This is a genomic window from Pedobacter sp. KBW06 (assembly GCF_003852525.1).
Classification (GTDB): Bacteria; Bacteroidota; Bacteroidia; order Sphingobacteriales; family Sphingobacteriaceae; genus Pedobacter.
Map to the genome: position 1 here is coordinate 526,729 of NZ_QAJL01000005.1, position 11,998 is coordinate 538,726.

At 45.0% G+C, this 11,998-nt stretch carries 7 protein-coding genes; 4 read left to right on the forward strand and 3 right to left on the reverse strand.

Going from position 1 to position 11,998, the window contains the following annotated elements:
* The first annotated feature begins 3 nt into the window (after window positions 1–3).
* The 3 genes from DBR43_RS28420 to DBR43_RS28430 are packed head-to-tail and all read left to right on the forward strand — an operon-like array spanning window position 4 to window position 5,035.
* Window positions 4–3,162 carry an efflux RND transporter permease subunit gene (locus DBR43_RS28420; RefSeq protein ID WP_124586712.1) on the forward strand — a complete coding sequence of 1,053 codons (3,159 nt, stop codon included), beginning with the start codon at window positions 4–6 and terminating at the stop codon, window positions 3,160–3,162.
* Window positions 3,163–3,171: 9 nt separating this feature from the next.
* Window positions 3,172–4,560, forward strand: a complete 1,389-nt coding sequence (locus tag DBR43_RS28425) for a TolC family protein (protein WP_124586713.1) — start codon at window positions 3,172–3,174, stop codon at window positions 4,558–4,560.
* Window positions 4,561–4,609: 49 nt separating this feature from the next.
* The gene (locus DBR43_RS28430) at window positions 4,610–5,035 is read left to right on the forward strand and encodes a GNAT family N-acetyltransferase (protein ID WP_124586714.1); all 426 of its coding nucleotides are present in this window, start codon (window positions 4,610–4,612) and stop codon (window positions 5,033–5,035) included.
* A 209-nt stretch (window positions 5,036–5,244) separates the two neighbouring features.
* Here the strand turns inward: DBR43_RS28430 and DBR43_RS28435 are convergent, their stop codons facing one another.
* Genes DBR43_RS28435 through DBR43_RS28445 form a run of 3 tightly spaced genes read right to left on the reverse strand, consistent with a single transcriptional unit; the run spans window position 5,245 to window position 10,175 of the window.
* Window positions 5,245–8,475 (reverse strand): carboxypeptidase regulatory-like domain-containing protein, encoded by a 3,231-nt coding sequence (locus tag DBR43_RS28435; protein ID WP_124586715.1) that lies wholly within the window; start codon window positions 8,473–8,475, stop codon window positions 5,245–5,247.
* 23 nt (window positions 8,476–8,498) lie between these two features.
* On the reverse strand, window positions 8,499–9,539 hold the full coding sequence (locus DBR43_RS28440; protein ID WP_124586716.1) for a FecR family protein: 1,041 nt from the start codon (window positions 9,537–9,539) through the stop codon (window positions 8,499–8,501).
* A 60-nt stretch (window positions 9,540–9,599) separates the two neighbouring features.
* Window positions 9,600–10,175, reverse strand: coding sequence for an RNA polymerase sigma factor (locus tag DBR43_RS28445; RefSeq protein ID WP_124586717.1), 576 nt, complete (start codon window positions 10,173–10,175; stop codon window positions 9,600–9,602).
* A gap of 206 nt (window positions 10,176–10,381) precedes the next feature.
* Here DBR43_RS28445 and DBR43_RS28450 point away from each other — a divergent pair, with 206 nt between their 5' ends.
* Window positions 10,382–11,854 (forward strand): calcineurin-like phosphoesterase C-terminal domain-containing protein, encoded by a 1,473-nt coding sequence (locus DBR43_RS28450; protein WP_124586718.1) that lies wholly within the window; start codon window positions 10,382–10,384, stop codon window positions 11,852–11,854.
* Window positions 11,855–11,998 lie beyond the last annotated feature (144 nt).

Genomic DNA, 11,998 nt, shown 5'->3' on the forward strand with positions numbered 1-11,998 from the left:
GACATGTTAAGAAAATTTATAGAAAATCCGGTACTATCTACGGTCATATCGGTGATTATCGTCATCCTAGGGCTTCTCGGGCTTTTGTCCCTGCCCATCTCCCAATATCCGGAGATCGCTCCCCCAACTGTTGCGGTAACCGCAGCCTACCAGGGGGCCAATGCAGACGTAGTGATGAAAAGTGTCATTGTTCCACTTGAAGAGCAAATCAATGGTGTAGAAAACATGACTTACATGACTTCTACTGCCAGTAACAACGGAAGTGCCACCATCACTATTTTCTTTAAGCAGGGCACGGATCCGGATCAGGCGGCAGTAAATGTCCAGAACAGGGTAACCAAAGCCACAAGCCTGCTCCCTACAGAAGTGATCAAGGCAGGGATTACCACGAGCAAGAAGCTGAGCAGTACAGCTTTTAGCTTTCTCCTGTATAGTAAAGACAAAGCCTATGACCAGAAATTCCTGGACAATTACCTGCGCATCAATATCATGCCGCAGATGAAACGTGTGGAAGGTGTTGGTGAGGCCATCATTTACGGAAACCAGGAATACTCCATGAGAATCTGGCTGAAGCCTGAGGCCATGGCCAGCCATGGAATGGTTCCCGACGATGTGATTGCTGCCTTAAAAGAGCAGAACATTGAAGCTGCACCGGGTAAAATAGGTGAAAACAGCAGGCAATCGGTTCAATATGCTTTGAAATATACCGGGCGACTGCATGAAGCGCATCAATTTGAAAACATTGTGCTTCGCAGTGCGCGCCAGGGTGGTTTGATCCGGCTTAAAGATGTAGCCAAAGTTGAATTCGGGGCCCTGGATTATACCACTTCACTGCTGACACAGGGAAAGGTCTCCTCCGGAGGAGCCGTAAGCCAGTCGTCGGGATCAAATGCCAGAGAACTGATCATTGCCTGTGAAAACATCCTGAAAGAAGCATCCAAAGATTTCCCTCCCGGCGTAGAGTACCATACTTTCCTGAATGCCAATGAATTTCTGGATGCCTCCATAGAAAAGGTGATCTACACCATCGCAGAAGCTTTTATCCTTGTTTTTATTGTAGTATTTATCTTTCTGCAGGATTTCCGCTCTACCCTCATTCCCGCAATTGCGGTTCCGGTGGCCATCATCGGTACCTTTTTCTTCCTGAAACTTTTTGGCTTTACCATCAACCTGCTGACCTTGTTTGCACTCGTGCTGGCGATTGGAATTGTGGTGGATGATGCCATCGTGGTGGTCGAAGCGGTTCATGCAAAACTGGATCAGGGCGCCAAATCTGCAAAGAAAGCTACCATTCATGCGATGAGTGAAATCAGCGGGGCCATCGTGTCGATTACGCTGATCATGTCTGCTGTATTTGTTCCGGTAACCTTTATTACCGGTTCTGCAGGAGTGTTTTATAAGCAATTTGGGCTAACCCTCGCTGTTGCGATTGTAATTTCAGCAGTGAATGCGCTGACGCTAAGTCCGGCGCTTTGTGCCATCTTTTTAAAGCCCCATAACCCGGATCAGCAACATCAGCCTAAAGGATTTCTACCCACTTTCTACGCCGGGTTTAATACGGCATTTGAAGCGGTGACCGGCAAATATATGCGGGCAGTCCGGTTCCTGATCCGCAGAAAATGGATTTCCATTGTGGGGATTCTGTTGTTCGGTTTTATTTTCTATACCCTATTGAAAACGACGCCAACAGGATTTGTACCGAATGAGGATGGCGGCGCTATTTATGGAGATGTGATCCTTCCTCCCTCCGCTACGCTGGAACGAACAGAGCAAATCATTAACCAGGTGGACAGCATTGCCCGAAGCATTCCTGAGGTTGAACTCTCCTCCAGACTGGCAGGAATGGACCTGATCAATGGATTTGGTGGCTCCTATGGCGCTTTATTTATCCGTTTGAAGCCCTGGAAAGAGAGAAAAGGAAAAGATCAGGATGTCAGTGCGATCGTAAATCAGTTGTTCGCAAAAACAGCGCACCTAAAAGGCGCTAAGGTGATTTTCTTTGCAGCCCCAACGCTGCAGGGCTTCGGAAACAATAATGGTTTTGAAGTTCAGCTGCAGGACAGAACCGGAGGAGATTATAAAGAATTCGCTAAATCTATCGGTAAATTCATGACGGCCATCAACCAGCGTCCGGAGATCATGTATGCCACAAGTCCGTTCAATATCGGATTTCCGGAACTGCAGGTCAATGTGAACATAGAGAAATGTAAAGATGCAGGAGTAAGCGTCAATACCGTACTCAATACCTTACAGGGATATTTTGGAGGGGTTTACGCCTCAGACTTCAATAAATTTGGGAAACAGTACCGGGTCATGATGCAAAGTCATCCTGATTTCAGGGCTAAAGAAGCAGACCTCAATAAGGTTTATGTCCGGACAGAACAGGGAATGATGGCGCCAATTTCGGAGTTCGTGACCTTGAAGAAAACCTATGGCCCGGAGTTTATTAACCGGTTCAATCTGTTTACTTCAACCACTGTAACTGGCTCTCCAAATAAAGGTTACAGTTCCGGAGATGCGATCAAAGCCATAGAAGAAGTTGCTGCACAGACTTTAAGCCGGGGTTATACCTATGAGTTTTCCGGTTTAACAAGGGAAGAGCTGTCCAGTGGCAGTCAGACCGTGATGATCTTCGCCCTTTGTCTGGTGTTCATTTATTTTTTATTGAGTGCACAATACAAGAGCTATATCCTGCCCTTTTCCGTATTGCTTTCCCTTCCAATTGGTTTGGCAGGTGCCTTTATCTTCGCGAATCTCTTTAACATCGACAACAACATCTTCCTTCAGATCAGTCTGATCATGCTGATTGGCTTACTCGCAAAAAATGCCATTCTGATTGTCGAGTTTGCCTTGATGCACCGTCTGAGCGGAAGAAGCATTGTACAGTCTGCAATTTATGGGGCAAAAGCAAGATTAAGGCCGATTCTGATGACTTCCTTTGCCTTTATCTTCGGGCTCGTTCCCCTGATGATGGCTACCGGCGCCGGAGCCCTCAGTAACCGTTCTATCGGTACAGCCGCTGTTGGCGGAATGCTGATTGGAACCCTCTTTGGCGTTTTTGTGATCCCTGTGCTCTTTATCATTTTCCAGTCCGCACAGGAAAAGATTTCAGGAATAGCAACACCGAATCATCCCCCACGCCCTTTAGAAGAAAACATTTAACCTACCGTAATGAATACATATAAAACATCTTTCTTTTTGCTGATTTCCATTGGATTATGGGCTTCATGTAAAGTAACCAAACCTTATCAGAAACCGGACCTGTCAGTGGCTTCCGCTTACAGGGACGTTAAGATTTCCGATACCAGCAACATGGCAGGTATGAAATGGTCAGAAATATTTACCGACACCGTTTTAAATCAGCTGATCTTACAAGGACTGGATGCCAACCCAGACCTGAAGATTGCCATTGCACGCATTAACGAAGCTCAGGCAGGCTTGCGCCTGAGTAAAGCCGCGTTTTTACCGGGGCTAAATGGGAATGTCTCTGTAAAGCAAAGCAGACTGGCCTTTCCGCAGGGTTTTGGAATGATCAGCAACTCCACTCAATATGACTTTGGCATCAGCAGCAACTGGGAGCTTGACATCTGGGGTAAACTAAGCAGCGCAAAACGCGCTGCATTTGCCGGCCTTCTGGCCAGTGATGCCGCAAAACGAGCCGTTCAAACTCAGCTGATCGCAGATATTGCCAATCATTATTTTGAATTACTCGCCCTGGACCAGCAATTACTGGTGACTCAGAAAACCGCAGAAAACAGGGCTGCGGATGCGGATGCGATCAAATTGCTTTTTGAAAGTTCCATCTTAAACGGCGTGGCAGTGGTACAAAGTGAAGCCAATTATTACGAGGCAGATCTCGCTATTCCAGATATACAGCAGCGGATCAAAGAAACAGAACATGCCTTATGTGTACTGCTCGCCCGTGCTCCTTCGAAAATCAGCAGGACTTCTCTCGCCCTGCAGCGACTGACCTATGATTTAAAACCCGGAATACCGGCGCAATTGCTGGCCTACAGACCGGATGTTCAACAGGCAGAATATCAGTTCCGCGCCGCATTTGAAAATACAAATCTCGCAAGGGCTTCCTTCTACCCTTCGCTTAGCATTACCGCTGCAGCCGGATTTTCTAGTCTCGGGCTGAGTAACTGGTTTAGCAGTGCCGGGCTATTTGGCAACATCGCCGCCGGCCTCGTACAGCCTGTTTTTAATAAGGGAATCAATAAAGCCAGGCTCAGCACTGCAGAAGCAAAACAGCAACAGGCATTGTATGGCTTTGAAAACTCCCTTTTAAAAGCTGCCCAGGAGGTTTCAGATGCTTTATCTTCTTATGAGTATGCTGCGCAAAAAGAAGAAAAACGTGGTAAACAGTTAAAAGCCCTGGAACAGGCCCTGGTATTCAATAAAGAACTGCTGAACAACAGCAAGAATACCAATTATACAGATGTTCTGGCCGCAGAGCAAAACCTGCTGACAGCGCAGTTAAAAGGGATCAGTGACCAGAGTCAGAAATTACATGCCATCGTCAATTTATACCGTGCGCTGGGTGGCGGCTGGAATTGATCCTAAAGAAATGATACTTTTACCTTTATTAATGAATCCAGTTTTTAATATGAGTATAAGAAGGGCAAAACAAGAAGATACGCAGGCCATAGGGTCTTTATTAGCGCAAATGGAACATCCGACAGCAGAAAGCCTGGTCGCAGAAAAGCTGGCGTTACTGATCGGACATCCGGACCATGAATTGATTGTCTATGAGCTGGATGATCAGGTCGTTGCTTTCATGTCGATTCATTTTCTTCCTCAGATTGCTTATGCAGGGGATTTTGCGATGGTGAGTTATTTTGCCGTTGACGATCAGCTAAGAAGCCGTGGTTTAGGAAAGGAAATGGAAGAGCGTTGTGTGGAACTGGCAAAAGAAAGGAACTGTAACCGGATCGAACTGCATTCCAGTATTCGCAGAACGGCGGCGCATCGCTTTTATGAGCGACAGGGATATGTTGAGTTTCCTAAATATTTCAGTAAGAAATTAGTTTAAAAAAAAGAGAGATGGTTTCAGGCGGAAACCTTTGCCTGAAGGGGCAAATTTTTCTATGCCTTCATCCCATCTCTCTTTTTTTTCTACCGCCTTAACCCGGGAGGTCACCTTTAATGCGCAGGATCTTCAAGATTGTTTTTAGAACCGGCGATTTTTCAGGAGAACATTATTAGGGTAACGTGCAGGTGTTCTTATGGTTATCCACGGGATTAAAAACTATACCTTAGTCCCAGCTGGCCTCTCCATCTGGAATCAAAAGGTGCATTGATAAAGGATCCGTTTACCGGGCTGTAGCTATAAGTTGGGATTGGATTTCCAGCGCTAAAGGCCAGTGGATCGAGTCCTTTGTAGCTAAGAATGGAGCCGCTCAGTGTGGCAGGCAATTGTGCCGTTGTGATGGATGGCAGTTTCACCAATCCCCAGTTTTTGTTGAGCAGATTTCCTACGTTAAATACATCGAAGGTGATTTGAAGGTTATGTTTTTTCCCTCCTCCGGTATTGATCAGGAAATCCTGTGCAAGGTGCAGGTCAAAAATATGTGACCATGGTGTTCTTGCGCCATTTCTTTCTGCAAATTGTCCGCGGTGTTTGCTCAGGTAAGGATCCTGTTCTATGAAGGCATTTAACTGCTCCCAGATCTCAGCAGGCGTACGTTTGTCCGATGCGTTGTTTGGTACTAAAGTAATGTCTTTTGAAGTAGCGGGGATGTACATGGCATCATTCTGTGCCTGTCCGTCGTTGTTGATGTCGGAATTCAGACGGTAGGTATAAGGAAGGCCAGACTGTCCGTTGTAGACCAATCCTATGGTGGTTGCAAAGTTCTTCAGGTATTCGAAACGGTAAGATAAGGTTCCGATGATGCGGTGGTTCAGGTTCCAGTCTGAGGAAGTTAAAGTTGGGTTATTGGGGTTATTGGCAATGGTATTGTTCCTGAAATTTGTGGAGGCAATCGTAGAATTCATGCTTGAAATGTCTTCCGATTGTGCATAGGTATAGGCGATGCTTCCTGATACGCCTTGTGACACATTGCGTTGCAGCTGGGCGGTGAGGCTATATTGATACCCTTTGCTTGTATTGGTCAACAGAAATACGTTGGTATATTCAGGGTATTTTAGTCGCCCTGAACCGGCAGGATAAACATCCCTGTCTTCTCTTGCCAATTTAACGTTTGGCTCCACAAGATTGAGGTCTTTGATATAAGGGGCATTCATTTCTTTGCCATAGATTCCTTCCAGTGTTGCGCTGAAACCGAAAGGAAGTTTCTGATCTATCGCCAGATTTGAGCGCCATACCTGCGGCATTTTAAAGTTTGGATCTGTCAGGTCGATCTCTGAAGTGGCTACATTGGCCGTTCTTGGCTGATTGTCCACATCAGGATTAAATTTGATTCCCGATGCAGCAGCAGCGGTGGCATTGATTCTGCCTAAATCTACACCCGAATTGTTATAAGCATTTCCCAGCCAAACATATGGGAGCCTTCCGGTAAAAATCCCGGTTCCTCCGCGAATAATGGTGTTGCCATCATTGTTGATGTCGTAGTTAAAGCCTAACCTCGGGGAGAAAAGTAATTTTGTTTTCGGTTGTCTACTGGTGCGGTATCCTTCTGCTTTGAAAGAATTTGCGAATTGCTCATTCTCCAGTGGTTTATCCAGGAATACCGGGATGTCGACGCGAAGGCCACCCGTTAATTTCAGGCCTTCCATAGCGGTATATTCATCCTGTGCATAAAATCCAAGCTGCATGGCCCTGAAAACGGAAGTCGGAATCTTTACATCCGGGATTTTTGAGTAAGTGAGCTGGTAAATGGTTGGTGCTTGTGCTTTGGCAAAAGCATCAAGACTGGCATAGGTATAATTTCCCCAGATGTTCTGGATAAAAAGGTTGTCGAATTTAAAAAACTCATTCTGTGTACCAATGGTGAAATGATGGTCATTATGAATGATGTCCAGGTTGTCTGTCAGCTGGAAAAGATGTTGCTTTTGTCGTGCGGAAGGCGAATACCCTTCTGTTCCCGCAACCATCGTTTTTGTCGCATCCAGCTGAATCGTTACCTGTGGAAAGGGGCTGCCCGGAATTTCCCTGTTATCTCTTACATTGGAATAGCCGACGATCAGGTTGTTCACCACATTATTTGAAAAATAGGTATTTAACTCTGCAACTGTAATGTTCGTTTTATTTGTCTGAATGTATTTATTGTTCTCAAAACGCAGTGAATTGATGCCATTGCTGATGTCATCGCGCTTTCCGTTCACATAATTATGACGCAGGGTAAGTCTGTTTTTAGCATTGATCAGGTAATCAAAGCGAAGAAAGAATTTCTCGCTATTGGTCTTTTTGCTGATGTCTTCAAACTTTCCAGGATCATAGTTATAGGTATTTTTTAGGGTATTGTAGAAACTTTGCGCTGTTTCCAATGGAATCTGGGCTTCGTTTGAAGCTCCTTTGCCCCTGTTGGCCTGGTACAATAGCGGTTCGTCACGACGACTGATCTCCGCATTGACAAAGAAAAACAGTTTGTCTTTAACCACAGGTCCACCTAAACGGAAACCATACTGATAGTCGGTAAAGTCATTGAATTTTGTTCTTTTATCGTCCGGACTTTTGCCCACCAGATTTTGGTTCTTGCCAAAGGTATAGGCAGAACCGGAGAAAGTGTTCGTTCCGCGACGGGTAACGGCGTTAATTCCGGCACCTGTAAAACTGCCTTGTTTTACGTCAAATGGGGCCAGTACTACCTGAATTTCATCAATTGCATCTAAGCTGATGGGTTGTGTTCCCGCCTGTCCGCCTGGTGAACCTGTAGTTGTTCCCCCGCCTACACCATAGCCCATGATGTCGTTGTTCTGGGAACCATCAATCTGGATGTTATTGTACCTGTTGTTACGTCCTCCAAATGACAATCCGGAGGATTGCGGTGTAAACCTGGTATAATCAGCCAGGGACCTGTTTAATGAAGGATAACGATCGATGTCTGTTCTGCTGATGTTGGTCGAAGCCCCGGTTTTTGCCAGGTTTCTTGAAGACCCGGCCCTTTGTGCGGTGACTTCTACTGCCTGAAGTTCCTGATTTTCAGAACTCATGTATACTTTTAAGGTATAGACCTGTCCGAGGGAAAGAAACACGTTGTTTTCCGTATAGTTGCGGTTTCCGATATGGCGTACTTCAATTCTGTAAGGTCCTCCTACGGGTAAATTTTGCAGATTAAAAGCCCCTTTATCTGAAGTTTTGCTTTCAAAACGGGAGTTTGCCGGGAGATAAGTAACGATAATACCTGCGCCGGAAAGTGGTATGTTGGAATTGTCAAATACGGAACCCTTTATTCCGGAAGAGGTTGCCCCCTGTGCCTGCGCCGAAATCTGACTGAACAATAAAGTGCTGAATACCAATAATGCCAATGCAAAGGGCAATAAACAATGTCGTAATCCTGATCTGTGTTTCATGTTTGAATAATTTGTCTGTGGTGTTATTTTGTGGTTTTATTCTCTTTTATATGGATTTCCTGAGCCTTTCGTTCGTACTGAACCGGGGCCTGGGCCTTAATTTCTTCAAGGATGCTTTCCAGTGATTTACCTCTGGTATTCAAGGTGATGCGGAGAGCAGCAAGGCTTTCGTCGTCCAGGTAGATCTCCAGTTTAAACTGCTCTTTAAGCAAGGTCACCACCTGACTTAAAGGGGTTTCGTTGAAGGCTAAGGCTGGTTTATCCGATGTTATTAAATGTGGGGCTGCTGGTTTCTGAACTTGTTTGGAAGGGGTAATTTTGGCTAATGTTCCTTCGTTTTTTATAAACACAGCCTGTTCGTCCGGCAACAGGAATACCGTTGAATTCAGGGCTGTTTTTACCCCTACCTTTCCTGTTTTTACGGTCACCCTGACCCTGGCTCCAGAAGGCTGTGCATCAACCCAGAATGAAGTTCCAAGAACTACGGTCTGAACTTGTCCGCTATAGACAATAAATGGTCTATTGGCATCATGTTTCACTTTAAAAAATGCCTTTCCACTAAGGTTTAATTCTCTCTTTTGCTGGACAAAATGAGCAGCATATCGCAAAGATGCACCTGGATACAGGGTAACTATGGAAGAATCAGGTAAGGTGATTTCCCTGTTTATCCTTCCCTCATTGCTCACTTCTACAGGCTTAGCTGCGGAAGCCTTTGCGGTTTGCGGTGCGGTTTTGAATTCCGGCTTAGGTTGCAGAAATAAAGCCCATACCATCAGGAAAGGGAAAAGCACTGCCGCAATACGGAGCGACCAGGTTTTAAAGTTCTTCTTCACGCTTTCCCTTCGCAGGATGGTTGCCTTCAGTTCTTCAAAACCAGATTCATCCATGCTTTCTTCTGAGATGGGTTGCTGATCGAGGTAATCCAGGTGTGCTTTGAAAAAGTTTTCCTGTTCTTCTTCAGTACAGCTGCTGAGCCAGTCTAAAATCTGCTGATGCTGTGTTTCCCCCAGTGTATTCTGGAAAAAGCGGGTCATCGTTTCTTTTGTAAAAGGAGTATTCTTCATGTCGATATGAAGCTATACGGATGAAGGAGCAGACAACCCTACCCTGCAGATAAAAAAAAATTAAAGGTTCAGCAGAATGAGGAATACCAGCAACTGCTCGTTTTTGAGAACACCCCTTAAAAAGCGCAGGGTCTTGGTCAGGTGCTTTTCTACAGCCTTAATAGAGATGTTCAACTGATCAGCGATTTCCTTGTTGGAGAACTGCTGTCCGCGGCTCAGGTCAAAGACTTCCTGGTTTCTTTTGGGTAATTTCATTAAAACCGATGAAATCATGCGCTGGTAGTCGGCGTAGATAATCTGGTTGTGGGTACTGTCGTCCTGTTCAGGAATTACCGGATGAAGGCTCCAGATTTTTTCCTGACGTTTTGTTTGACGTAAGGAATCGATGAGCAGATTTTTGGCCATGGTATAAATCCAGTTCTTTGCACTTTTGGAAAGGTCCAGATGCGTTCTCTTCTCCCAAACTTTGATAAAAGTACACTGGATCATCTCCTCTGCCAGGTCCTGGTCCCGGCAATAAGCATATAGGAAATGATAGAGCTGACGCTCATATAAACGATAGAAATATCCCAGTGCCTCGACGTTTCCATCTTTGAGTTCCTGAGCTGCATGCCTGTCGTCTGTAAATAATTCCATGGATCCCGCCGTAAATTTTTGTCAAAATTATTCAGATCAGGTCCGCCGGAGGTTTAGTCATCATTATCAAATTATTATATCCTTTCCGGGATTCTGCCTGATTTTTAATGATGCTTAATAAATTGTTAACCTATAGCTAACGCCAATGGTATTGGAATAATTCTAGTTTTGCAGCATTCGGGATTTCTCCTGAAAAATCGATTTCTATGGAAAAAAGAAGGTCATTTCTTAAAAATATTGCCTTATTAGGCACCGCACTTAGTGCTCCGGCAACACTCTTTGCCAGCGGTAAAGCTTTTGTGAGCCCGGTTCTTAAAGATTCTTTGATTAGCGGAAAAGTGCTCGACCAGGGGAAAGGAATCAAGGGTGTTCCCGTTACTGATGGTTTTAACATCGTAACCACGGATCATCAGGGCTCATTTTCGTTGCAGGCAGATCCGCGCAGCGAATTTATTTACATCACTATACCTGCCGGATATGAATTCAATCATGAATCAGGAATTGCGCAATTCTATAAACCGATTGCAGCCGGCGATTTTAACTTTAGCCTTAAAAGGCTCGCTAAAGACGACAATGAGCATATATTTGTGGTATGGGCAGATCCGCAGATCCAAACCGATGCAGATGCACAAAATATACTGACTCAGGCCGGCCCGGATCTGGTAAAGCTAAAGTCGGGTTATCCTGAAGGAACGTTGATCCATGGCATTTGTGCCGGAGATATCGTATGGGACCAGTTCCGCTTATTTAAAGATTATAAAAGCAGCATTGGTCAGTCGGGCATTCCCTTTTTTCAGGTGATCGGAAATCACGATATGGACCTTGACGTCCGTACAGATGATTTGTCTGCCAGGACTTTTAAACAGAATTTTGGCCCTTCTTATTATGCTTATAACCGGGGCAAGATTCATTATGTAGCTCTGGATGATGTGTTTTTTCTTGGAACAGGAAGACGCTATATCGGTTACCTGACCGAAAATCAACTCCATTGGCTGGAGCAGGATTTATCACATGTACCGCTGGGGACAACGGTAGTGCTTACCCTTCATATTCCTACAAATACGGGGCAAAAAAGGCGGTATGAGCTGAAAGAAGATGACATTGCCAATGTGGTGTCTAACCGGGAGCAATTGTATAAAATACTGAAACCTTATCAGAGTTATATTTTATCCGGTCATACGCATTTTAATGAACACATTGTAGAAGGAAACAGGCATGAGATTGTGCATGGTGCAATTTGTGGTGCCTGGTGGAGCGGACCAGTTTGTTATGATGGTACGCCTAAAGGATATGGCGTATATGAAGTAAAGGGAAATCAGCTGAGCTGGTATTATAAGTCTATTGGTAAAGATAAGGACCATCAGATCAGGGTTTATGACCGGAGTAACAAAGCTAAACCGGGACAGGTGGTGGCCAATGTATGGAACTGGGATGCTTCGTGGGAGGTTAACTGGAAAGAAGATGGGGTATTGAAAGGTGCGATGACGCAGTTTTCAGGGAAAGATCCGATGGCGATTGATTTGTATGAGGGTGCGGTTAAGCCTCAGGAACAGCCTTGGGTAGAACCGATTCTTACGGATCATTTGTTTTATGTGACTCCCTCTGCAACTGCCAGGCAGGTTGAGGTTGTTGCCAAAGACAGGTTTGGTCAGGTTTTTACAGCGCAGATTGACTTGTAAGGTGCCGTGCCGGAATTTTACGCTGAAGATTTAAAAAATGAAAGCTGTTTTCAGGCTGAAATCTTTGCCTGAAGGGGCAAATCTTTCTATGCCTTCATCCATACTTTCATTTTTTTAAAAATTACTGCGGAAATACGACACTTC